Source organism: Glycomyces albidus (assembly GCF_009451885.1).
GTDB lineage: Bacteria > Actinomycetota > Actinomycetes > Mycobacteriales > Micromonosporaceae > Glycomyces > Glycomyces albidus.
The window spans coordinates 57,169-79,645 of sequence record NZ_WIAO01000012.1 but is presented as its reverse complement, the minus strand read 5'-3'; the positions used below and the strand labels follow the sequence as shown (position 1 = coordinate 79,645).

The window sequence follows — 22,477 nt, the reverse complement described above, 5'->3', positions numbered from 1 at the left end:
CTGCCGATGCTCGCGGGACGATCCGTCCATAGCGTTCATGGGGAACCCGGAAAGAACGGAGCCACCCTGTGAATCTCAAGGTCCCCAAGCTGATCGGAGCCGCGCTGGCCGTCGCGGCCGCCATCGCCGCCCCCGCCGCCCCGGCGCGGGCCGAGACCGCCGCGGCACCCGATGCGTTCGACGCCTACCTGACCGAACTCGTCGACGTCTCCGGCGTGCCGGGTCTGTCGGCGGTCGTCACCCGCGGCGCCGAGACCGTCTTCGCCGCCGGATACGGCACCGACTCGAACGGCGACCCGGTCACCGAGCACACCCCGATGCGCGTCGCCTCGGTCTCGAAGTCGTTCACCGCCATGGCCGTCATGATCCTCGTCGAAGAGGGCGCGATCGAGCTCGACGGCACGGTCGCGGAGCAGCTCCCCGGGTTCGCGATGGCCGATGCGCGGGCAGACGAGGTGACGGTCCGCCAGCTCCTCGACCAGACCTCCGGCTTCGCCGACTCGAGCATCGACGTCGTCGAACTCGAGTCGGCGGCCTCGCTCGAGGACTACGTGTCGCGCCTGGGCGACGACTCGCTCGCCGCCGACCCCGGCACCGACTGGACCTACTGCAACGTGAACTTCAACGTCGCCGCGCGGCTGGTCGAGGTCGCCTCCGGGCAGTCCTTCGCGTCGTTCATGGACGAGCGCGTGTTCACGCCGCTCGGCATGGGCGAGAGCGCCACCCGCGACGAGGACGTCGAGCCCGCCCTCGGCTACAACTCGCTGTTCGGGCTGTGGATCCCGCGCGAGGAGGCACCCGGCTTCATCGACGACGCCGGCAGCGGCGGCATCATCACCAGCGCCGCCGACATGGGCCGGTGGCTCATCAGCCAGAACGGCGAGGGCACCCAGCTCGTCAGCGCCGAGGGGCTCGCGACGATGCACACGCCGTCCGCGGTCCAGGACTACGGCATGGGCTGGGGCGTCGAATCGGACGGGACGCTGAACCACTCGGGGAACCTCATGACCTACAACGCCGTCCAGTGGATCGATCCCGAGAGCGGCTACGGGATCGCGGTGATGACCACCGGCGCCGGGCTCGCCGACGTCACCTGGACCGCCATGGAGGGCCTGTCCGCCATCGCGAACGGGGAGGCGCCCGCCGAGCCCGGGCGCGACCGGCAGGTCTTCGAACTGGTCCTCGGGGCCGTCTCGCTGGCCGCGATCGCGCTCGGCGTCCTGGGCGTGGCCCGGTCGCGTCGCTGGGCCGAGAAGCGGGCCGGGCGCCGGGCGTGGCGGATCGGGCTGCGGCTCGTGCCGGTGCTCGTCCCCGCGGCCGTCTTCGCGGCCTACCCGGCGGGCGTCTCGTTCATCTCGGGCGGGCGCACGGTCCCGTGGCCGCAGGTGTTCTACTTCGCGCTGCCGCTCACGGTGACCTTGATGGTCGCGGGCCTGGCGGGGATCGCGGTCGCGGCCGCCCGGCTCGTCCGGCTCCGGTCGGCGCAGCCGTCCGGTGCGGCCGGTCGGGCCGAGGCGCCGGCGCGGCGGCCGGAGCCGGAACAGCGGCGAGCGAGCGAATGGGCCGGATAGGGTCCGGGCGCGCGGCAGGCCCTAAGCTCGTCGGCGTGATCAACGGGGCGGCACTGGCCGCGATCGCGGCGGCGGCGGTGGTGAACGGGCTCGACACGGTGCAGTTGCCGCCGTGGCGCCAGGGGGTCTTCGTGGCGCTGGCGGTCCTCGCCTACCTCCACGGCCGGCGGCTCACGGCCCGCTACGGCGCGCACGTCCTGCTCGCGGCGGCGGCCCTGGCCGCCCCGATCGTGCTGATCGATCGCGGGAACGGCGTCACCGCCCTGCTCGTGCTCGGCGTGTTCGTGATGCTGCCGTGGTTCGGCGGCCGGTACCGGCGCCAGCAGGTCGATCTGTACCTGGCGGAGAAGGAGCGCGCGGAGCGGCTCGAACGCGAGCGCGAACTGGTCGCCGAGCACGTGCAGGCCCAGGAGCGGGCCAGGATCGCCGCGGACCTGCACGACTCGGTCGGCCATGACCTGGCCCTGATCGCCCTGCGGGCCGGCGCCCTGGAATTGGCGCCGGGCCTGCCGGAGCGGAGTCGGGAGGCGGCGGCCGCGTTGCGCGTCAACGCGGTCGAGGCCACCGACCGGCTCCGGCAGGCCCTCGGCCTGCTCCGCGACGAAGCGGCGCCGACCATGCCGTTCGACGAGCGGGTCCGCGACCTCGTCGAGCGGTCGGCCGCGGCGGGCCTCGACGTCCGGCTCGAGGCCGAGGCCCCGCCGCTCGGCGGCCTCGTGGACCGGGCCGTGTACCGGATCGTGCAGGAGGCGCTCACGAACGCCGCCAAGCACGCGCCGGGCGCGACCGTGGCGGTCCGGGTCGAGCGCGCCGGTGACGCGGTGCGGGTGGCGGTGTCGAACGCGGCGGCGCCGGAGGCGGACGGGCTCGGCCCGGCTGCGGGACCGCCGGGTCCGGCGGGCCGGCCTCGGCCGGGCGCCGGAGCGGCCGGTCCGGGTTCGGGGCTGGCCGGGCTGGCCGAGCGGGTGCGGCTGCTCGGCGGCGACTTCACGGCCGGCCCGAGGGACGGCGGGTTCGCCGTCGAGGCGGAGATTCCATTGCGGGGGAACGAATGATCAGGGTGCTGCTGGCCGATGACGAGGTCATGATCCGGGCCGGCGTCGCCGCGATCCTGGCCACTGATCCGGAGATCGAGGTGGTCGCCGAGGCGTCGGACGGGGTCGAAGCGGTCGAGCTCGCACGGGCGCACCGGCCCGACGTCGCGCTGCTCGACATCCGGATGCCGCGCGTCGACGGCCTGGCGGCCGCGGTCGGGATCCGCCGCTCCGCTCCGGAGACCGCGGTGGCCATGCTGACCACGTTCGACGAGGACGAGTACGTGATGCGGGCGCTCGCCGACGGCGCGAGCGGCTTCATGCTCAAGGCCGCCGACCCGCGCGAGCTCATCATCGGCATCCGGGCCCTGGCCGACGGCGCCGCGTACCTCTCCCCGAGGATCGCCCACCGCGTCATCGCCAGGCTCGGCACGTCCGGCCTCACCCGCCGGCATCCCGGCCTCGAGCGGATCGCGGCTCTGACGCCTCGCGAGACCGAGGTGCTCGGCCTGCTCGGCGCGGGCCTGTCGAACCACGACATCGCGGCGCGGCTGTTCCTCTCCGAAGGGACCGTGAAGGGGTACGTGAGCGCGATCCTCACCCGCCTGGGAGTGCAGAACCGCGTTCAAGCGGCGATCCTCGCCTATGAGGCGGGCCTCGTCGCCCGCTCCTGACCCGGGGTGGGCCGCGCCGCCCGGGGGCGGGGCATGATCGGCTCGTTGTAGACGGTCAGGTAGTAGGGCGGGCCGCGCGCACGAGGACGGGGCACTCTGGACGATCGCTGAGGGTATGCAACGCAGATCGGCTGCGGTGTGATGAATCCATGCGGGAGCACCCGCCTGAACCCGAGGGCCCGACATCTCCCGAGCCGGCCCGCCGGCGGCGCCGGATCCCGTGGGGCGGCGTGAGCGCCGCCGCGATCGCGGGCAGATCACCCCGGGCGCCACCTGGACCGGGCACCTCGACGCGTGCCGGCCTGGTTCTACGACGACGCCCGTCTCGAGGGCGAACCGCTGCCGGCGGCGATGCTCGAACACGCCCTCACCGGAGAATGAAGACGGGCGCCGGCGCGGGGCCGGCGTCCGGGCCGGTCAGGCGGCGGCGCGCTCGAGCTGCGCCTCGATCGCCTTGCGGATCGCCGGGTCGTCGGGCGCGACCGTGGGCGCGAAGCGGGCCACGACCTCGCCGTCGCGGTCGATGAGGAACTTCTCGAAGTTCCACTGGACCTCGGGGTCGTCGGCGCCCGTGCCGTCGGTCTTCGGCCGCCGGCGCAGGAGTTCGGTGTAGAGCGGGTGCCGGGTCGGCCCCGCGACGCTGATCTTCGACATGAGCGGGAACGTCACGGCGTACCGGACCGAGCAGAACTCGGCGATCTCCTCGTCGGTGCCCGGCTCCTGGCCGGCGAAGTCGTTCGCGGGGAAGGCGAGGATCGTGAAGCCCTGCTCGCGGTATTCCTCGTACGCTCGCTGCAGCCCCTCGTACTGCGGTGTCAGCCCGCATTTCGACGCGGTGTTGACGACCAGGACGACCTGCCCGAGGTAGTCGCCCAGCGTCGCCTCCTCGCCGTCGTTGCGCTTGAATCCGATCGCGGTCAGGTCGCTCATGCGGTGCCCCTCTGCTCGCCGTCGCCGTTGCTCCGGCAAACCTACCCGCGGCGCGGCTCCGACCGCTTCGGCTTCGCGGGCCTCGACGGCCGCGGCGCCGGGGCGACCTGGTGCCGCCCGCGGCGGAAACCGCCGTTGCGGACGAGAGGGATCCGGGCTCCGGCATCGAGCGCCGGAGCGGCGCCCCGGCCGAGGCCGGGGCGCCGCTCCACGTCCGTCGCTGAGTCGCTCAGAGTCCGTGCTCGTTGCGGAAGTCCTCTACGGCGCCCTGTGCGCCGTCCTGGGCGTCCTGTACCGAGTCGCCGGCGCCCTGCACCGCGTCGCCCGCCTGCTGCGCGGCGTCGCCGTACTCGGCGGCCGCCGCGTCGGTCGCGTCGCCCGCCATCTCGCCGGCCTGGCCCTTGGCCTCTTCGACGACGCCGGTCACCATGTCCTTCAGCTCGTTGAACTTGTCCAGCAAGCCCATAGACCTACCCCCTTTTCGCGTCGGTACGTCCCACTATAGGGGGACACGCTGTCGAAACAAAGTTCCCGAACCGACTTCACCGGAAACAGAACGGTTCATGTTAGGAATGTCCATGCCACAGCATCGGTCCTACGACGCCGTCATCGTCGGCGGCGGCCACAACGGCCTCACCGCCGCCGCCTACCTCGCCCGCGCCGGCAAGCGCGTCCTGGTCCTGGAACGGCTGGGGCGCACCGGAGGCGCCGCCATCTCCGCCCCCGCGTTCCCCGGTGTGGACGCACGCCTGTCCCGGTACTCCTATCTGGTCAGTCTGCTGCCGCGCAAGATCGTCGACGACCTCGGCCTGCGCTTCCAGGTGCGCAAGCGGCACGTCTCCTCCTACACACCGACCGACCGCGGCGGCCGCCCCGCGGGGCTGCTCGTCACCCGCGACCGGGCCCGGAACCGCGAGTCGTTCGCGCGGCTCACCGGCTCCGACACCGAATTCGAGGCGTGGCAGGCGTTCTACGGCGCGGCCGCGACCGTGGCCGAGGCGGTCTTCCCGACGCTCACCGAGCCGCTCGTCGCCGAAGCGGAGCTGCGCCGCCGCGTCGGCGACGACCGGGCCTGGCGCATGTTCTTCGAAGCGCCCCTCGGCGAGGCGATCGAGGCGAGTTTTCGCGACGACCTCGTCCGCGGCGTGGTGCTCACCGACGGCCTCATCGGCACCTTCACCTCGGCGTGGGCCGAGGACCTGCGGCAGAACCGCACCTTCCTGTACCACGTCATCGGCGGCGGGACCGGCGACTGGGACGTGCCGGTCGGCGGCATGGGCGCCTTCACCGACGAGCTGGCCGCCGCGGCCCGGGCCGCCGGCGCGGAGATCCTCACCGGGCACGAGGTCACCGGCATCGCCGCCGACGGCACCCGCGCCGAGGTGGCGTTCGCGAACGCGGACGGCGCCGCGGCGGTCGAGGCCCGCCACGTGCTGGTCAACGCCTCGCCCGAAGCGCTGGCGGACCTGCTCGGCGAGGCGGCCCCCGAGCGGGCCGAAGGCGCGCAGTTGAAGGTGAACATGCTGCTCAAGCGGCTGCCGCGGCTGCGCGACGCCGACGTCGACCCGCGCGAGGCGTTCGCGGGGACCTTCCATGTGTCCGAGTCGTTCGAGCAGATGGAGGCGGCCTACGCCGAGGCGGCCGCGGGCCGGCTGCCGGCGCGGCCGCCGTCCGAGATCTACTGCCACTCCCTGTCCGACCCGTCGGTCCTAGGCGAGGACCTGGTGCGGCAGGGCTTCCAGACGCTGACGCTGTTCGGGCTGCACGCGCCGGCGCGCCTGTTCCGGGGAGGCGCCGACCGGGAGGCGAAGGCGGCGCTCCTGGACGCGACGATCGCGCAGCTCGACCGGTACCTCGACGAGCCGCTCGCCGACTGCCTGGCCGAGGACGCGAACGGCGACCCGTGCATCGAGGCGAAGAGCCCCGTCGACCTCGAACGCGACCTGCGGCTCCCCGGCGGCAACATCTTCCACCGGGACCTGTCGTGGCCGTACCGGACCGACGAGTCGCAGGGCCGCTGGGGCGTGGAGACGGCGCACGCGAACGTCCTGCTCTGCGGTGCCGGGGCGGTCCGCGGCGGCGGCGTCAGCGGCATCCCCGGCCACAACGCGGCCATGGCGGTGCTCGGGTTCTAGGATCGGTGGATGGACACGACGACCGCCGAGGTCATGGCCGAGCTGGCCGGGCTGGACGACCCCCGGATCCGCGAGGTCAACGAGCGGAACGGCGACGACCACGGCGTGAACCTGACGAAGCTGCGGGCCGTCGCCAAGCGGCTCAAGACGCAGCAGGAGCTGGCCCTGGAGCTCTGGGACACCGGCGACACCGCGGCGCGGCTCCTCGCGCTCCTGATCTGCCGCCCGAAGGCGTTCGAGCGGGAGCGGCTCGACGCGATGCTGCGCGACGCGCGCACCCCGAAGGTCCACGACTGGCTCGTCAACTACGTCGCCAAGAAGCACCCGCAGGCCGAGGCGCTGCGGCTCGCCTGGACGGCCGACCCGGACCCGGTGGTGGCGAGCGCGGGATGGGCCCTGACGACCGAGCGCGTCGCGAAGCGGCCCGAGGGCCTGGACCTCGCGGCGCTGCTCGACGTCATCGAGGCCGAGATGAAGGACGCGCCGGACCGGTTGCAGTGGGCGATGAACCACTGCCTGGCGCAGATCGGCATCGACCACGCCGAGCACCGCGCCCGGGCGATCGCGATCGGCGAGCGGCTCGGCGTGCTGAAGGACTACCCGACCCCGCCGGGCTGCACGTCGCCGTACGCGCCGGCCTGGATCGGGGAGCTGGTGCGGCGCAAGGAAAGCGCTGCGGTCAGCCCTTCCAGACGGTCTTGAGGTTGGTGAACTCGCGGATGCCGGCGGCGCCGAGTTCGCGGCCGTAGCCGGAGTTCTTGACGCCGCCGAACGGGAGCTCGGGGAAGGACACGGTCATGCCGTTGACGAAGACCGCTCCGGCGTCGAGGTTGCGGACGAACCAGTCCTGCTCGTCGGCGTCGTTCGTCCAGACCGAGCTGGAGAGGCCGAACGCCGTCCGGTTGGCGATGCGCGCCGCGTCGGCGGCGTCCTCGGCGCGGTAGAGGGCCGCGACCGGTCCGAACGCCTCTTCCCTGACGATCCTGGCGTCGTCGCCGAGGCCGGCGAGGACGGTGGGCGTGTAGAACCAGCCGGCCCGGTCGGGGATGCCGCCGCCGGTGAGGACCTCGGCGCCTTTGGCGACCGCGTCGTCGACGAGTGCGGCGAGGTCGTCGCGGCCCGACTCGGTGGCGAGGGGGCCGACATCGGTCGCCGGGTCGAGGGGGTCGCCGACGACGAGGGCGGCGGTGGCCTCGGTGAAGCGGCGGCTGAACTCGTCGTAGACGTCGGTGTGGACGATGAAACGCTTCGCTGCGATGCACGACTGCCCGTTGTTGACGATGCGGGCCTTGACGGCGGTCGTAACGGCGGCGTCGAGGTCGGCGGAGGGCAGCACGATGAACGGGTCGGATCCGCCGAGTTCGAGGACGGTCTTCTTGAGCTGGGCGCCTGCGGCGGCGGCGACGGCGCGGCCGGCGGGGTCGGAGCCGGTGAGGGTGACGGCGGTGACGCGCTCGTCCTCGATGACGGCGTTGACCTCGGCGGAGCCGATGAGGAGCGCTTGGAAGGCGCCGGCGGGGAAGCCCGCGCGTTCGAAGAGCGTGTCGAGGTAGAGCGCGGTCTGGGGGACGTTGGAGGCGTGCTTGAGCAGGCCGGTGTTGCCCGCGGCGAGCGCGGGCGCGGCGAAGCGCATGGCCTGCCAGACCGGGAAGTTCCAGGGCATGACGGCGAGGACGGGGCCGAGCGGTTCGTAGCGGGTCCAGGCCCGGGAAGCGCCGACGGCGGAGGGGTCGGCGAGGGGCTGGTCCGCGAGGAACGCCTCGGCGTGCTCGGCGTAGTAGCGCAGGCCCTTGGCGCTCTTGCGGACCTCGGCGTCGGCCTGTGCGATGGGCTTGCCCATCTCGAGGACGAGGAGTCGCGCCGTCGCGTCCGCTTCGGCGTCGAGGAGGTCGGCGGCGGCGCGCAGCCACCGGGCGCGGTCGGCGAAGGTGGTGTCCTTGAGCGCTGCGAAGGCGTCGTGGGCGGCGGCGATCCGCCGCTGCACCTCCTCGGCGGAGTGGGGTTCGAACTCCTGCTCGGTCGCTCCGGTGGCGGGGTTGACGGTCGCGATCGCCATTCGTCGAATCCTTTCGGGGAGGTGCCGCGCCGCAGCGGCCCGGCACATACCAACTGGTCGGTATGAATCAGCTTAGGCGGTCCGCCGGCGCGGGCCGCACGGACTCGGCCGGTCTGGGGAGGGCGGGCTCAGGAGGGCGCGTTGACCTCGGCGAGGACCACGGAGAGGGCCCAGATGACGAACACGTCGAAGGCGATGATGAGCAGCGCCCACACCGGGTAGTAGGGCAGGAAGAAGAACTGGTTCAGCGCGGAGATCGCGGCGAGGCCGATGCCGAAGCCGTACGCCCACGAGCGGCCCTTGAGGACGAACACGCCGGTGAGGGCGACCAGCGTGCCGAGGACGATGTGGATCCAGCCCCAGCCGGTGAGGTCGAGCGCGAAGGTATAGTCGTCGAGGTCCAGGAGCAGCCGGTCGCGCGAGACGGCCGCGATGCCTTCGAAGAGCTGGAACAGGCCCACCGTGATCATCAGGGCGCCTGCGGTGACCGCGCCCGCGGTGGCCCATGCGAGCCTGCTGCCGTCGTCCGGTGACATCGCCACTCCTTCCGTCGCGGGCGCGGATCGCCCTTCGCTCCTGTGTACTCCCGCGGGCGCGGGGCGGGGGCGGAATGCGCGAATCAGTCGCACGGCGGTGGAAAGGGGACCGCCCGGGGTTCGCCCGGGCGGTCCCCTTCCCTCATCGGCGGCGGCCCGGGTTCTGGACGTCGACGTCGATGTAGCGGGGACGGTAGATGTGGGCGTCGGCGTAGAGGTCGGCGCCTTCGAAGCTGTTGACGTTGTAGGTGATCAGCAGCGAGTCGGCGTCGCCGAGGTTCGGGTGGGCCTTGGCGTTGTAGGTGAAGACGTTGCCGCCGGTCTCGGGGGTCGTGTAGAGGACGGTCTTGCCGGTGTACGGGCCCTCCAGGTCGTCGCTGCGGTACATCACGATCTCGGCGCTGAGCGGCGCGGTGGCGTCGCCGGTGACGAGGGTGAACTTCCCTTGGAAGCGGTGGACGCTGAACTCGTTGGAGACGCCTTCGAGGATGCGGGTGGAGGCGTTCGGGTCGGAGGTCCACTCGCCGGCGGCGTAGTACTCCCAGGCGGCGGTGGTGAGGGAGCCGGAGGGGACGCGGGCGAGGTGGGCGTACTTCTGCGCCTGGTCGTCCTCGACGCCGAAGACGTAGGTGTAGCCGTCGCGGGGGTCCTCGTAGATCGCCGAGCCCCAGTTCACCTCCGAGGCGGGGAGTTCGGTGATCGCGGTGAGGCTCATGTCGTCGGTGTCGAAGGAGGCGACGGCGTTGCCGGTGAACTTGAAGTCGAAGACGCCGGTGCCGGTCTTGACGAACTCGAGGAGCATCACCTGGAGGGTGCCGCCTTCGTCTGTGCTGCCTTCGACAGTGCCGTCCCCGAACCAGTACCAGTTCTGGGACTCGTCGGCGCCGGCGACCTTGGCGAGCGATTCGGGGGCGGCCTCGGTGCCGCCGGTGTGGGTGGTGAGGACGCCGCCGTCGTCGACGATGATCGAGTTGTGGAGGAACGGCGAGTCGAGGGGCCGGCTCAGGTCGTCGTCGACCTCGCCCATGAAGGTGTCGGAGTAGAGCCACGCGGTGGTGCCGTCGGGGAGCGGGACGCTGTAGGCGGAGTCGGCGCCGGTCCAGCGGCCGGCGGTGTCGCCGTAGGTGCCGAAGCGCTCGGTGAGCTCCTCGTTGACGGAGGCGGTGACGGTCGGCTCGCAGGCGGGTGCGGCCTGCGCGGCGGTCGGGATCGCGGCGACGGCCAGGGCGGCGAGGGCCGCCCCGGCGATCGCGATCGGTCGGCGGGTCATGTGCTGCTCCTTTGCAGTTCGGGGGTGAGTTCGGCCAGGACTCGGTCGGCGAACCGCTCGCCGATGAGGCGCTGGACGTCGGGTCCGGGGTGGAGGTTGTCGGGCAGCGGCGTCGATGCGGCGTCCTGTCCACTGTAGAGGGTCAGGCCGTCGAGGTAGTGGAGGCGGTGGTCGTCGTCCTGGCGGCGGTCGGCGATGGCGGCGAGCTCGGCGCGGACGACCTGGAGTGAGAGCTTGCCGAGGAGGACGTCGTCCTCGGTGCCGGCGGCGACGGACCACTCCCGGTCGCGGTCGGGGTCCTGCACGGTGGGTCCGGCGGCGGTCTCGACCGGCTCGCACCAGATCGGGGAGACCAGGACGATCGGGGTGTCGGGGTGGCCGTCGCGGACGGTGTCGAGGAAGCCGTCGACGGCCGGCCGGAAGGCGCGCAGGCGCATCGTGTCGCCGCAGACGATGTTGATGCCGATCTTGAGGGTGATGAGGTCGGCGGGGGTGTCGCGGATGGTCCTGGCGGTGAACGGGTCGAGCATCGCGTTGCCGCTGAATGCGAGGTTGGTCAGGTCGACGCCGGCCCGGAGGGCGGCGACGGCGGGCCAGGTGCCGGTGGTCGTGTCGGCGCGGTAGCCGTGGCTGATGGAGCTGCCGTGGTGGAGCCAGCGGACCGCCCCGCGGTCGGGGGCGGGCGTGACCGGAGCGTCGGCGCGCAGCTCGAGGAGTTCGACGGCGTCGTGGTACGGGAGCCACAGTTCGAGGTCGCGTTCGGCGCCGCGGGCGAGGCCGGTGAACCGGGCGGTCGCGTCCGGGCCGGGGACGATCTCGCCTTCGGGGCGTTCGAAGGTGAAGACGAAGCGGGAGCCGACCGGGACGGCCGCGGCCGCCGCGACCTCGCCGTCCTCGGTGAGCTCGTAGACGCTCGGCGGGAGGGGCGTGTCGGCGTCGGCGGCGATGCGCCGCGCCTGCACGTCGAGTTCGAGGGTGTCGGCGGCGGTGCGGAACGCGAGCCGGACGCCCGCGCTCTCAGCGCTGGTCTGCACCATGAAGCGGTCGGGGATCTGGCGCCGGGCCCAGCGCGGCAGCCGGTGCGGCAGGAGGCCGCGACCGGTCTCCTCGATCTCGACGGCGCCGCGGATGAGCGGCCTCATGTCGTAGGGCTGCAAGGGGTTCACGGGACGTCGACCGCCGTGCCGTCGGTGACCGCACTCTCGGTGCCCGCGCTGTCGGTGACGGTGCCGCCGATGATCGCGCTGTCGGTGACCGTGCCGTCCGCGTGGACGTCGACGAGGCGGTCGCCCAGGCGCAGGCCGCGCAGGACCGCGTCCGGGTCGAGGTCGGCGATGCAGGCGCGCGAGGTGTCGAGCCGGTCGGAGCCGACGCGCGGGTCGACGCCGAAGAACGACTCGATGACCAGGGCCGCATAGGCTCCGGCGGAGGAGCAGGCCCAGTCGATGATGTACGGGAGCTGGGGCGGAGCCTTGCGGGCGCCGCCGTTGAGGGCGGGCATCGCCTCTTCGGTGAAGTGCGCCTGGCCGGGCGGGCCCTGGTTGGCGGAGCGGGCCAGGCCCGGGAGCCAGTCGATGGCGGTCCGGGCGGCGCCGAGCCCGACGAGGGCGCGGGCGGCGTCGGCGGGCCAGGCGGGGTAGGCGCCGTTCCACTGGTGGTCGGGGCGGACGGAGTAGCTCGCGTCCGGGTCCCATGGGGACAGCGAGCGGAGCCAGACGCCGGTCTGGAGTTCGCGGCGGAAGAAGTCGACCATCTCGCGGCGGACGGTCGCGTCGAGGTCGCCGGCGATGGTGGTGCCGACGATGGAGAAGTCGTAGACGTGGCGGACCGGTACGCGGGTGCCGTCCGGTTGGCGGGCGGCGAAGTGGCCGCCGCCGGGAACATAGAGCTCGGCGACGGCCTTGACGAGGGCGTCGGCTTCGGCGGTGAGGGCCGCGGCGCCGTCGACGTCGCCTCGGGCGGCGAGGATCTCGGCGACCGTGCGCATGCTCCACACGTTCGCGGCGTTCAGGCTCGCCACTTCGTGGGTGTAGGAGCTGACGCATTCGAGGAGGTTGTCGATCTCGCCGTAGTCGGCGAGCGGCGAGGCGCCGCGCAGGTCATGCCAGGCCAGCGCCCAGTCGCGGAGGTGGTCGGCGACCGGCCGGCCGCCGGGGGCGGCCTCGAGGAGGCCCGTGTCGCCGGTGAAGCGCAGGTAGTCGTGGACCAGGCGGGTCATGGCGTAGTCGTTGACCGAGTACCAGCGTCCGACCGGTCCGCCGGTGAGCGAGGAGGTGCCGAAGTGGGTGTGGACGTCGGAGGCGATCCAGTGCTCGATCTGGCGGCGCATGGCGTCGGGGTCGAGGAGGGCGTGGGAGATGGAGCTGAGGCTGAAGTCCCAGATGAACGTGGTGGTGGCCCAGTAGTTCGGCATGAGGGTGTCGTAGCTGCGTCCGAGGACGTTGCCGGCGAAGTCGCGGCGGAACCAGACGACGCCGAGGACGCCCCACCAGTAGAGGCGCCGCAGGGGAGCCGAGGTGGTCTCCAGGACGGGCAGGTGGCCGGAGAACTCGCCGTTGCCGGGTCGGAAGGCGGCGTCGAGCTGGGTGTTCCAGAAGGTCTCGGCCGCTCGGACCGCGGCGGGGACGTCGGCGGCGATGCGGTCGAAGGCCGCCTGGGCGGCGTCCTGGGTCTCGGCGACGGTGTGGACGTAGCCGAAGCGGGCGGTGGCGCCGGGGGCGAGGTCGAGGCGGACGGTGACCTCGCCGCCGCGTTCGATGCCGCCGATGCCGACCTCGTGTTCCCCTGCGGCGGGGGCGATCCCGGAGAGGCGCACGTCGGCGGCGGTGTCGACGCCCTGGACGCTCCAGGCGGTGCGGGCGCGGTTGTGGAAGACCAGGCGGGAGGGTCCGGTGGCGGCGCGGTTGCGCTCCTCGGGGGCGACGGCGTCGAGCCACGCCTCGGCCGAGCGGGTCGCTCCGGCGGCGAGGGTGAGGGTGACGGGGACGGTGCGGTGCTCCTCCCCCGTGTTGGTGACGCTGACGTCGATCGCGACGCCGGTCTCGCCGGGGGCGCAGACGGTGACCGTGGACAGGTCGAGGCCGGGCAGGGCGACGCTGCGGCGGACCCGGTCGGGGCGCCATTCGTGGGTGACGGGGGCGCCGTAGGACTCGACGAGGCGCCCGTCCACGAAGCACGCGGCGGTGCGGGTGAGGCCCTGGGAGACCGGGGGGAACGTGACGGCGCCGACCGCGGTCAGGTCGTGCTCGACCCGGGCGGTGCCGAGGAAGTTCGTCAGGCCGCTGGGGGCGATCATGTCGTCGTAGTGGTGCGTCACCGGGTCGGCGGCGAGGTCGTCCACTGTGGGTATGTGGCGCATGGGAGCTCCTAGTACTGCCCGAGGGCGAGGCCGCGGGCGAAGAACTTCTGCGTGAACAGGAACAGGACCACCGTGGGCAGCGAGACGAGCAGCCCGCCGGCGAGCACCGTGGACATCTGGGCGCCGCCGTAGGTGCTCTGCATCCCCGCGAGGCTGGTCACGATGGGCCGCACCGTGTCGGACTGGCTGAGGACCAGGCCGAGCAGGAAGTCGTTCCAGATGAAGGTGGCCTGGAGGATGAAGATCGCCACGAGCGCGCTCGAGGCCATCGGCAGGTAGACGCGGGCGAAGATCCGCCAGGTCGAGGCGCCGTCGATGACGGCCGCTTCGAACACGCTGTGGGCGATGCCGCTGAAGAAGTTGCGCATCACGAACGCCGAGAACGGGATCGAGATCGCCGTGTACACGATGATCATGCCCGCCTGCGTGTCGAACAGGCCGGTGCGCGAGTAGGCGTCGAACAGCGGCAGCAGGATCATCTGGAGCGGGAACACGGTGCCGCCGAAGATGGCGACGAACCAGGCGAAGCCGTGCCTGAGGCGGAGCGCGACGATCGCGAACCCGGCGGCGGCGCCGACGAGGACGGCGATCGCGGGCGAGACGACCGCGTACAGGAGGGTGCTGGCGGCGCTCTCAGCGAGGCCCGAGAGCCGCAGCGCCTCGGCGATGTTGCCGAACAGGGCGAAGTCGGTGGGCAGCCACGACTCCTTGGTGGTGAACGTCGCCGGGGACTTCGCGGCGTTGACCAGCAGCAGGTAGACCGGGAGCAGCCAGACCAGGCCGAGGACGGCCAGGACGGCGGTGCGGAAGACGCGTGCGGTGTGCTTGAACGGCATGTCAGACCCCGTGCTTGCTGGAGAGCTGCTGGCGCAGGTAGAGGATGGAGGCCAGGAGCGTGACGACGGTGAGGAACACCGCGATCGCCGAGCCGAGCCCGTACTCGCTGTTCACGAACGTCTCCTTGTACATCGTCAACGCGAGCGTCTCGGAGTCGCGCCCCGGGCCGCCTTTCGTCATGCCCTGCACGATGTCGAAGGTCTTCAGCGAGGCGACGATCGAGAGGCCCACGACGACCGCGGTCAGCGGCCGCAGCATCGGCCACAGGATGCTGCGGAACAGCCGGAGCCCGTTGGCGCCGTCCATGCGGGCCGCTTCGAGCGGCTCCCTGGGAATCGACTGGAGGCCGATCGTGAACAGGAGGGCGTTCACGCCGACGCCCTGCCACGCGGTCGCGAGGATCATCACGACCGTGTTGAGCGGGGCGTCGACGAGCCAGCGCGGCGTGTCGTCGACTCCGAAGGCGGCGAGCGCCTGGTCGAGGGCGCCGTCGCCGGACAGGATGAACGACCAGATGACGCCGACCCCGATCCCCGAGAGCGCGTACGGGATGAGGAACGGCAGGCGCAGCCAGGTGCCGCCCTTGAGGTTCCAGGTGAGCAGGGCGACCCCCAGCCCGATGCCCACCGGGACGAGGAGGGTGCCGGCGACCCACAGCAGCGTGTTGAGCACGGAGCCGACGAATCCGGGGTCGTCGAACATCTCGACGTAGTTCTCGAGGCCGATCCATTCGGGATCGCCCAGGCCGTTGTACTCGGTGAGGCTGAGGAACGTCGTCCACACCAGCGGCAGGTACAGGAGCACCGCCACGAGGAGCACGCCTGGCGCGATGAACCCCAGGGCCGGCCGGCGGTACGGTTCACGCCGCCGGCGGGCCCGCGGGTTCGGGGTCGTGTCGCTCATCTCGGTGCTATCCCTGGTCTGCCCAGTAGTCGTCGGCCTCGGCCTGGATGGCCTCCAGGAACGGCAGCGGGTCGGACGGGTTGGCGATGAAGGCGCCGAACTGCTCGAGCGCGACGGTGAGGATCGGCGTGGGCGTGGCCTCGTAGTAGCGGTCGAAGAGCCGGTAGCCGTCGCCGGAGACGGTGGAGCCGAGTTCTTCGAGCATCGGGTCGGCGACCGTGGCCTCGGGGTTGAACGCGACGTCGCCGCGGGCCTCACTCCAGGCGGACTGCGCCTCGGGCGACATCCACCACTCGGAGTAGGTCAGGCCGAGGGTCTTCTGCGCGGAGTTCTCGGCCACGCACAGGGGCCCGGACTCGACGGCGACCGGGGTCTGCTCGAGGTCGCCGTTGACGGCGGGGATCACGAACATGTCGTAGTCCTGGCCCGAGACCATGCCGGCGCCGTCGAGGGAGCCGTTGAAGAACGACCCGAAGTTGATCATCGCGTAGTCGCCCTGCTTGAGGCCGACGGCCGGGTCGACGGTGGAGCCGGCGTCGGAGAACCAGCCGGCCTCCTGCTGATCGAGCCAGGTGTTCATGATGTCGACGATGCGCGGGTCGGTGTACTCGACCTCGCCGGTGGCGAGCCCGTCGTAGAGCTCCGGGTCGGTGCCGGCGACGAGCTGCTGGAACCACTGGAAGGTGAACAGCGTGCTGGTCTGGTAGTACGGGGTGACCCCGGCTCCGGCGAGCTCCGCGGCGATGGCGTCGAGCTCGGCCCAGGTGGTCGGCTCCTGGAGGCCGTGCTCGTCGAAGATCGTCTTGTTGTAGTACATGACCCAGTAGGCGATGTTCATCGGGACGCAGTACTGCTCGCCGTCGAAGGTGTACGAGTCGCGCAGGTCCGGCGAGACCCAGCCCTCGTCGACGGCCTTGGTCCAGATGTCGGTGGTCTCCGCGATGAGGCCCTCGTCGACGAGTTCGGCCAGCGAGGGGCCGGTCTGCCAGGTGAACAGGCCGGGGCTCTTGTCGGTGCGGAAGGACTGCTTGATGAACGCGTCGTACTGGCCGGCGTCGGAGTACCCGGTGGTCTCAAGGGTGATGTCGGCGCCGGACTCGCTGGCGGCGTTCAGCTCGTCGAAGTCGGGCTCCCACGCGGCCTTGTTGGTGTAGAAGTCGAGCGTGCCGGTGGTGGCGCCGTCGTCTTCCCCGCCGCCGCCGCACGAGGCGAGCACCAGGCTCGCCGCGGCGGCCGCCGCGATGGTGAGGGGGATCCTCCGTGATCTCATGTCGAACTCCTTTGTTCTCAAGGGGTAGGGTGCGGGCTTACGCCTCGCCGGTGCGGGTGCCGCGGACCGAGGCCTTCACCGTTCCGAACCGCTCGCTGCGCGAGCGTTCGGTCCGGCGGATGACATAGGGGCCCACGGCGGCCGGGACGATGAACGTCTCGGCGTAGTGGACGGTGTAGGGCGCGAACGCGCCGGTGGGGCTGATGATCTCGGCCTCGTCGCCTTCGACCAGGTTGAGGACGTTGACGGTGCCCTCGGTGTCGTGGGCGGCCTGGTCGGTGAACCAGTGGCGGCGGACCTCGATGAACTCGAGCTCGTGGAGTCCGGTGCGCTCCTCGACGACGCCGTCCTCCTGGGAGAGGACCTCGACCCGGTTGACGAGGTTCGACTCGGTCCAGTCGCGGTCGCGGTCCCACACGAGGTTCCGCTCGCCGTGGTCGAGGTGGACGGGGCGGGGGACGCCGTCGAGGCCGACCCGGCCCCAGTCCCAGAGCTTGAACGTGAAGATGAACGGGGTCGCCGAGATCTCCAGGACCATCGAGTTCGCGCCGGAGCTGTGGACGGTGCCGGCGGGGATGAGGAAGTGGTCGTGCTTCTTGGCGGGGAACGCGTTCACGTACTGCTCGGCCGGGAAGGGCCGCTCGCCGGTCTCGGCGGTCCGCAGGTCCTCGAGCATCGCGTCCCGGTCGACGCCGTCCTTGACCCCGAGGTAGACCACCGCGTCGTCGCCGGCGTCGAGCAGGTAGTACGACTCGTCCTGGGTGTAGTGCATCCCGAAGGTCTGCTGGATGTAGTCGGTGAGCGGGTGCACCTGGAGGGAGAGGTTGCCGCCTTCCATGGTGTCGAGGAAGTCGAAGCGGATGGGGAACTCGGCGCCGAAGCGCGCGTAGGTCCGCTCGCCCAGGAGGGCCTTCGGCTGCGTGAACACCAGGTCCAGGGAGGGGATCTCGACGATCGCGCCGTCGGCGTCCTCCAGGAGCAGGGAGTTCTCCTCGGGGACGCAGTCGAAGCACCACGCGTAGTTCGGCTGCGACGGGTCGAGGTCGAGTCTGCGCTTCATCCACTGGCCGCCCCAGACGCCGGGGTCGAAGAAGGGGACGACGCGGAAGGGGGCGCGGGCGGCGTTGGCGATCGCGGTGCGGAACGCGTCGCCGGTGATCATCCCGGCGGGGCGGCCGGTCGCGGCGGCGGCGCCGATCGCGTTGGCGTCCAGGACGAAGTCGACCCGGTCGAACAGGGTCCGCTTGTGCCGGTCGGCGGCGCGCCACTCGACGAAGAACCCGCGCTTGTACTTGCGCAGCCGGTCCTCACCGGGGTTGCCGGCCCGCCAGTTGGGGGCGCCGGCGCGCTGGCGGAGCTGGATCTCCCAGCGGGCCATGTCGGCGAGGACGAGCGCGTAGGGCGCTCCGGTGCGGCGGGCGACGAGGTCGGCGCCCCAGCCGAGGAGGACCACGGGGTGGTCGGCGCCGTCGACTTCGACGGCGAGCTTGTCGAGCCGCTCGGTGTCGTAGAAGGCGTCGACGCCGGCGTGGGAGAGGACGCCGAAGACGCGGTCGTCGGTGAGGTTGTCGGCGAAGCGCGCGTTGATGGCCTCGATCGGGAGGGCGGCGGCGTCCTCGACGTCGATGACCGTCCACTGCGGGAGCGCGTCGGCGATCGCCTCGGCGATCAGGGGCAGGTCCGCGCCGGGGTAGGCGTCGACGACGAGCCGCGGGGCCCGGCCGGCGGCGCGCTCGGTCGCCGTGTCGGCGGCGGCGGCCCAGGCGCGAGCGCCGGTGAGGACGCGGGCGCCGGCCGGCAGCGGCACGGTCGGCTGCTTCTCGTAGCGGCCGATGGGGTCGGACGGACTGGCGGTTGGCACGAGCGCTCCTTAGGAATGGGTGTCGGCCGCGAGGACGGCGAGTCCGCGCAGCACCGAGAGGTCGGGGCGGTCGGGGACGATGAACGCGGGGCGGTGCGAACTGGTCCACAGGTGGTCGCGGACGTACGCCTCCACGGGCGCGGAGACGGCGCCGCCGGCGCGCATGATGCCGCCGGAGAGGACGACGACCTCGGGGTCGTAGGCGTGGCACAGCGACACCGCGGTGGCGCCCCAGGCCCGGATGGCGCGGTCGCGGACGGCGGCCGCGGCGGCGTCGCCCGCCGCTGCGGCGGCGAACATCTCGCGGACGTCGGCGACGGCGTCGCCGCGGGCGGCGAGGTCGCGCCGGATGGCCCAGGCCCCGGCGATCGACTCGGCGCAGCCGACGTTGCCGCAGTTGCACCGGGGGGCGTCGAGGTCGACGGTGAGGTGGCCGCCGAGGATGCCCGCGTGGTCGTGGGCGCCGCGCAGGAGCGCGCCGTCGATGAGCGCGGCGGTGCCGATGCCGGTGCCGAGCGTCATGAGCACGGCGTTCCGGGCGCCGGCGGCGGAGCCCGCGGTGGTCTCGCCGACGAGGGCGGCCCGGGCGTCGTTCTCGACCGCGACGGTCGCGCCCGCGGGGAGTCCGAGCGCGTCCCGCACCCACGCTCCGAGGTCGAGGCCGTCGAGGCGCGGGTGCTTGTCGTGGGCCCGGACCATGCGCTTGCCGGCGCGGTCGAGGACGCCGGGGACGGCGATGCCGACGGCGTCCGGCGTACGGCCGGCGGTGAGTCCGGCCGCGGCGGCGGCAGCGGCCTCGAGGTCGCCGTCGCCGACTGGGACGGCGGCGGTGCGGACGGGAGCGGCCTGCTCGAAGGCGCCGAGTTTGATCTCGGAGCCGCCGAAGTCGATGCAGAGCTCCATCGCTCGTCTGCCTCCTCGTCCGTGGGCCGGGTTCGCGGGACCGTGGCGGCCTCGCGGTTGGTAACGTTACCAACATACCGCGGCGGATTGCAACCCGGCCGGAACGACTCAGGGGAATTCGATGGAGACCGGCAGCTCGACCGTGCGGACGCGCGCTTCCGCGGTGCCGTCCAGGCGCGAGAACAGCAGGGTCGCGGCCTCGCGGCCCAGCAGCCGCGCGTCGTGGTCGATCACCGTCACCGGCACCGGCATGAGCTCGGAGAGCTCGAAGTCGTCGAAGCTCACCACGGCAGGGCGGGGCCCGGGCACGCCCTCGCGGATGCGCCGCCCGATCTCGCGCATCGCGCCGATCGTGTTGCGGTTGTTCGCGCTGAAGATCGCCGTCGGCGGCTCGGCGAGGTCGAACATCGCCCGGGCGGCCCGGCTCGCCGCGTCCACGTCCTGCTGGTCGCGGGCGATGATCGCGGGGTCGACCGGCGCGCCGCGCTCGGTCATCGCCCGCTCGTAGCCGCGGTAGCGGCGCTCGCCGGTGAACACCGAGCTGCGGTTTCCGAGGAACCCGATCCGGGTGTGCCCGGCGTCGAGGAGCGCCATCGTCCCGCGGTAGGCGCCGCCCACGTCGTCGAGGAGGACCGTGTCGACCTCCAGGCCCGGGACGCGGCGGGAGGCGAGCACCAGCGGCACGTCGCCGAGCCGCTCGGGCCGCAGGTGCGCCGCGTCGCCGCTGGTCGGCACCAGGATCAGCCCGTCGACCTGGCGGCCGATGAAGTCGCTGACGAGCTGGCGCTCGCGTGCGTCGTCCTCGCCGGTGTTGCCGAGCAGGATCCGCCGCCCGTGCTCGGCGGCCACCTCCTCGACACCGAGCGCGAAGAGGCCGTAATAGGGGTTGGCGAGGTTCGTGATCGCGACCCCGATGAGGCCGCTGGGCTGGCCCGGTCGCAGGCTCCGCGCGTTCTCGTTGCGGTAGTAGCCGAGTTCGCGGACCGCCTCCATGACGCGCTGCTGCACGTCCGGACGCACGTTGCGGCCGCCGGCGAGCGTGCGGGAGACGGTCATCGGACTCACCCCGGCACGGCTCGCGACCTCTTTGATCGTCGGCTGCCGCGCCCCTCGAACCGTCGACATGCCCGCCCTTCCACGCGTAGTGCGCCAATCCTATGCGACCGCGGCCCGCCCGTCGGACCCGTGGGAAGGGGGCCAGCTCACCGAACCGCCGACCGGCCCGGCGGCCCGCCGACCGCTCCGGGTATTTTTCTAACGGCTATAAATACCCCCCGAACGAAGGACCAGCGCATGAGCCGCTTCGCGATCGGCGAGCACGACTTCCTGCTCGACGGCGAGCCCCGTCGCGTCCTGTCGGGCGCGATCCACTACTTCCGGGTCCACCCCGACCACTGGACCGACCGGATCCGCAAGGCGCGCCTCATGGGCCTCAACACCATCGAGACGTACGTGCCGTGGAACCTCCACGCCGTCGAACCCGGCTCCTGGACCGAGGCCGGCCGCCTCGACCTGCGCCGGTTCCTCGAAGCCGTCGCCGTCGAGGGCATGCACGCCATCGTGCGCCCCGGGCCGTACATCTGCGCCGAACTCGACAACGGCGGCCTCCCCGCCTGGCTCTTCGCCGACCCCGAAGTGGGCGTCCGCCGCAGCGAACCCCGCTTCCTGGCGGCCATCGAGGACTACCTCGAGCACGTCTGCGCGATCGTCGCGCCGCTCCAGATCGACGCCGGCGGGCCCGTCATCCTCATGCAGGTCGAGAACGAGTACGGCGCCTACGGCGACGACACCGCCTACATCGAGACGCTCACGGCGATGTTCCGCGACAAGGGCATCACCGTCCCGCTGACCACAGTGGACCAACCGGAGCCGTGGATGCTCAAGCGCGGATCCGCCCCCGGGCTCCACATGACCGCCTCGTTCGGCTCCCGCTCCGACGAGCGCCTCGACGTCCTCCGCGAGCACCAGCCCACCGGCCCGCTCATGTCCTCGGAGTACTGGGACGGCTGGTTCGACTCCTGGGGCACCCACCACCACACCACCAAGGCCGAGGACGCCGCCGCCGACCTCGACGTGCTCCTGAGCCGCGGCGCCTCCGTCAACCTCTACATGTTCCACGGCGGCACCAACTTCGGGCTCACCAGCGGCGCCAACGACAAGGGCACCTACATGCCCATCTCCACCAGCTACGACTACGACGCGCCCCTCGACGAGGCCGGCCGCCCCACCGCCAAGTACTGGGCGTTCCGCGAGGTCCTCGGCCGCTACACCGCACTGCCGGACGAGGTCCCCGACCCGGCCGCGCCCGCCCCGACCGGCGAGGCGCCGCTGCTGCGCGCCGGATCCCTGCTCGACGCCGCGCAGGCCCTGGCCGCCGTCGCGACGACGGAGGTCCCCACGTTCGCCGAGGCCCGGCACGACGCGGCGTTCCTGCTGCACGAGAAGCACTTCGCGGCCGAGGCCGGCGTCCTGACGGTCGGAGAGGTCCGCGACCGGGTCCACGTGGTCGTCGACGGCGTCTGCGTCGGGATCCTGTCCCGCGACCTCCACCAGCGCACCCTCGCGATCCCGGCCGTCACCGGATCCCTGCGGCTCCTGGTCGAGGACCAGGGCCGCGTCAACTACGGGCCGCGCCTGGGCGAGGACAAGGGGATCATCGGCGGCGTGCGCCTCGACGGCCGGCCGCTCACCGACTGGGCGACCCGCGCGATCGGCGAGGCCGATCTGCTCGCCATCGGCACCGGGGCGGGCGAGGCGGCGCCGGCGATCCCGGGACTGACGTTCGCGCGCGCCGAGTTCACTGCCGAGGAGGCCGCGGACCGGTTCCTCGACACCTCCGGGCTCGGCAAGGGCATCGCCTGGATCAACGGGTTCTGCCTGGGCCGCTACTGGTCCCGCGGACCACAGCGCACCCTGTACGTCCCGGGCCCGGTGCTGCGCGCGGGCACGAACGAGGCGGTGCTCCTCGAACTCGACGGCGCACCCGAAGCGGTCCTCCGCTTCGCGGCCGAGCCGGACCTGGGACCGCTGGAGTTCTAGCGGGCGGCCTCGACGGCGGCGAGCATGAGGGCCCCGGTGCGGACCACCCTTGAGCGTGAATCAGAGCGGTGTCCGCCCGTTTGCCCGCTCGCCGCGTTGT

General features: G+C 72.3%; 19 protein-coding genes. 6 read left to right on the top strand and 13 right to left on the bottom strand.

What is annotated here, in order from left to right; genetic code table 11:
• Positions 1-68 precede the first annotated feature (68 nt).
• The 3 genes from GFD30_RS11905 to GFD30_RS11895 are packed head-to-tail and all read left to right on the top strand — an operon-like array spanning position 69 to position 3,279.
• Positions 69-1,571, top strand: a complete 1,503-nt coding sequence (locus tag GFD30_RS11905) for a serine hydrolase domain-containing protein (RefSeq protein ID WP_322633174.1) — start codon at positions 69-71, stop codon at positions 1,569-1,571.
• A gap of 35 nt (positions 1,572-1,606) precedes the next feature.
• Positions 1,607-2,626: a sensor histidine kinase gene (locus GFD30_RS11900; RefSeq protein WP_153025424.1), complete on the top strand. Its 1,020-nt coding sequence runs from the start codon at positions 1,607-1,609 to the stop codon at positions 2,624-2,626.
• Positions 2,623-3,279 (top strand): response regulator, encoded by a 657-nt coding sequence (locus GFD30_RS11895; RefSeq protein WP_153025423.1) that lies wholly within the window; start codon positions 2,623-2,625, stop codon positions 3,277-3,279. The genes GFD30_RS11900 and GFD30_RS11895 overlap by 4 nt, the downstream gene beginning before the upstream one ends.
• A 417-nt stretch (positions 3,280-3,696) precedes the next feature.
• On the opposite strand, the gene GFD30_RS11890 is transcribed toward GFD30_RS11895, so the two are convergent.
• Positions 3,697-4,209, bottom strand: coding sequence for a glutathione peroxidase (locus GFD30_RS11890; RefSeq protein ID WP_153025422.1), 513 nt, complete (start codon positions 4,207-4,209; stop codon positions 3,697-3,699).
• Between the two features lie 229 nt (positions 4,210-4,438).
• Entirely contained in the window at positions 4,439-4,675 is a 237-nt protein-coding gene (locus GFD30_RS11885) for a YtxH domain-containing protein (RefSeq protein ID WP_153025421.1), read from the bottom strand.
• Positions 4,676-4,787: 112 nt separating this feature from the next.
• On the opposite strand from GFD30_RS11885, the gene GFD30_RS11880 reads away from it, so the two are divergent.
• Positions 4,788-6,344 (top strand): phytoene desaturase family protein, encoded by a 1,557-nt coding sequence (locus GFD30_RS11880; RefSeq protein WP_153025420.1) that lies wholly within the window; start codon positions 4,788-4,790, stop codon positions 6,342-6,344.
• A 9-nt stretch (positions 6,345-6,353) separates the two neighbouring features.
• Positions 6,354-7,046 carry a DNA alkylation repair protein gene (locus tag GFD30_RS11875; protein ID WP_153025419.1) on the top strand — a complete coding sequence of 231 codons (693 nt, stop codon included), beginning with the start codon at positions 6,354-6,356 and terminating at the stop codon, positions 7,044-7,046.
• Here the strand turns inward: GFD30_RS11875 and GFD30_RS11870 are convergent.
• The 11 genes from GFD30_RS11870 to GFD30_RS11820 form a co-directional block, all read right to left on the bottom strand.
• Positions 7,024-8,400 (bottom strand): NADP-dependent succinic semialdehyde dehydrogenase, encoded by a 1,377-nt coding sequence (locus GFD30_RS11870; RefSeq protein ID WP_153025418.1) that lies wholly within the window; start codon positions 8,398-8,400, stop codon positions 7,024-7,026. The genes GFD30_RS11875 and GFD30_RS11870 overlap by 23 nt on opposite strands.
• Before the next feature lie 128 nt (positions 8,401-8,528).
• Entirely contained in the window at positions 8,529-8,936 is a 408-nt protein-coding gene (locus GFD30_RS11865; RefSeq protein ID WP_153025417.1) for a DUF7144 family membrane protein, read from the bottom strand.
• 142 nt (positions 8,937-9,078) lie between these two features.
• On the bottom strand, positions 9,079-10,206 hold the full coding sequence (locus tag GFD30_RS11860) for a DUF4185 domain-containing protein (protein ID WP_153025416.1): 1,128 nt from the start codon (positions 10,204-10,206) through the stop codon (positions 9,079-9,081).
• Positions 10,203-11,372, bottom strand: a complete 1,170-nt coding sequence (locus GFD30_RS11855) for a GDSL-type esterase/lipase family protein (protein WP_322633173.1) — start codon at positions 11,370-11,372, stop codon at positions 10,203-10,205. Before GFD30_RS11855 ends, GFD30_RS11860 begins: the two co-directional genes overlap by 4 nt.
• Positions 11,369-13,564, bottom strand: coding sequence for a glucosidase family protein (locus GFD30_RS11850; protein ID WP_227996119.1), 2,196 nt, complete (start codon positions 13,562-13,564; stop codon positions 11,369-11,371). Before GFD30_RS11850 ends, GFD30_RS11855 begins: the two co-directional genes overlap by 4 nt.
• Positions 13,565-13,572: 8 nt before the next feature.
• Positions 13,573-14,400, bottom strand: coding sequence for a carbohydrate ABC transporter permease (locus GFD30_RS11845; RefSeq protein ID WP_153025415.1), 828 nt, complete (start codon positions 14,398-14,400; stop codon positions 13,573-13,575).
• Between the two features lies 1 nt (position 14,401).
• Positions 14,402-15,304 (bottom strand): carbohydrate ABC transporter permease, encoded by a 903-nt coding sequence (locus tag GFD30_RS11840; protein ID WP_153025414.1) that lies wholly within the window; start codon positions 15,302-15,304, stop codon positions 14,402-14,404.
• Positions 15,305-15,311: 7 nt separating this feature from the next.
• Complete coding sequence (locus GFD30_RS11835) at positions 15,312-16,574, bottom strand: ABC transporter substrate-binding protein (RefSeq protein WP_153025413.1); 1,263 nt, start codon at positions 16,572-16,574, stop codon at positions 15,312-15,314.
• A gap of 37 nt (positions 16,575-16,611) precedes the next feature.
• Positions 16,612-18,435, bottom strand: coding sequence for a class I mannose-6-phosphate isomerase (locus GFD30_RS11830; protein WP_322633172.1), 1,824 nt, complete (start codon positions 18,433-18,435; stop codon positions 16,612-16,614).
• 9 nt (positions 18,436-18,444) lie between these two features.
• Positions 18,445-19,338, bottom strand: coding sequence for an ROK family protein (locus GFD30_RS11825; protein WP_153025412.1), 894 nt, complete (start codon positions 19,336-19,338; stop codon positions 18,445-18,447).
• Positions 19,339-19,446: 108 nt separating this feature from the next.
• Positions 19,447-20,463 carry a LacI family DNA-binding transcriptional regulator gene (locus GFD30_RS11820; RefSeq protein ID WP_153025411.1) on the bottom strand — a complete coding sequence of 339 codons (1,017 nt, stop codon included), beginning with the start codon at positions 20,461-20,463 and terminating at the stop codon, positions 19,447-19,449.
• A gap of 168 nt (positions 20,464-20,631) precedes the next feature.
• Here GFD30_RS11820 and GFD30_RS11815 point away from each other — a divergent pair, with 168 nt between their 5' ends.
• On the top strand, positions 20,632-22,377 hold the full coding sequence (locus tag GFD30_RS11815) for a glycoside hydrolase family 35 protein (RefSeq protein WP_153025410.1): 1,746 nt from the start codon (positions 20,632-20,634) through the stop codon (positions 22,375-22,377).
• Positions 22,378-22,477: the final 100 nt, after the last annotated feature.

Coding starts and splice junctions, on each gene's coding strand:
- GFD30_RS11865 (WP_153025417.1), bottom strand. CDS start 8,936: ATGTCACCGGACGACGGCAGCAGGCTCGCATGGGCCACCGCGGGCGCG.
- GFD30_RS11835 (WP_153025413.1), bottom strand. CDS start 16,574: ATGAGATCACGGAGGATCCCCCTCACCATCGCGGCGGCCGCCGCGGCG.
- GFD30_RS11875 (WP_153025419.1), top strand. CDS start 6,354: ATGGACACGACGACCGCCGAGGTCATGGCCGAGCTGGCCGGGCTGGAC.
- GFD30_RS11895 (WP_153025423.1), top strand. CDS start 2,623: ATGATCAGGGTGCTGCTGGCCGATGACGAGGTCATGATCCGGGCCGGC.
- GFD30_RS11860 (WP_153025416.1), bottom strand. CDS start 10,206: ATGACCCGCCGACCGATCGCGATCGCCGGGGCGGCCCTCGCCGCCCTG.
- GFD30_RS11890 (WP_153025422.1), bottom strand. CDS start 4,209: ATGAGCGACCTGACCGCGATCGGATTCAAGCGCAACGACGGCGAGGAG.
- GFD30_RS11815 (WP_153025410.1), top strand. CDS start 20,632: ATGAGCCGCTTCGCGATCGGCGAGCACGACTTCCTGCTCGACGGCGAG.
- GFD30_RS11880 (WP_153025420.1), top strand. CDS start 4,788: ATGCCACAGCATCGGTCCTACGACGCCGTCATCGTCGGCGGCGGCCAC.
- GFD30_RS11885 (WP_153025421.1), bottom strand. CDS start 4,675: ATGGGCTTGCTGGACAAGTTCAACGAGCTGAAGGACATGGTGACCGGC.
- GFD30_RS11870 (WP_153025418.1), bottom strand. CDS start 8,400: ATGGCGATCGCGACCGTCAACCCCGCCACCGGAGCGACCGAGCAGGAG.
- GFD30_RS11840 (WP_153025414.1), bottom strand. CDS start 15,304: ATGAGCGACACGACCCCGAACCCGCGGGCCCGCCGGCGGCGTGAACCG.
- GFD30_RS11850 (WP_227996119.1), bottom strand. CDS start 13,564: ATGCGCCACATACCCACAGTGGACGACCTCGCCGCCGACCCGGTGACG.
- GFD30_RS11820 (WP_153025411.1), bottom strand. CDS start 20,463: ATGTCGACGGTTCGAGGGGCGCGGCAGCCGACGATCAAAGAGGTCGCG.
- GFD30_RS11845 (WP_153025415.1), bottom strand. CDS start 14,400: ATGCCGTTCAAGCACACCGCACGCGTCTTCCGCACCGCCGTCCTGGCC.
- GFD30_RS11825 (WP_153025412.1), bottom strand. CDS start 19,338: ATGGAGCTCTGCATCGACTTCGGCGGCTCCGAGATCAAACTCGGCGCC.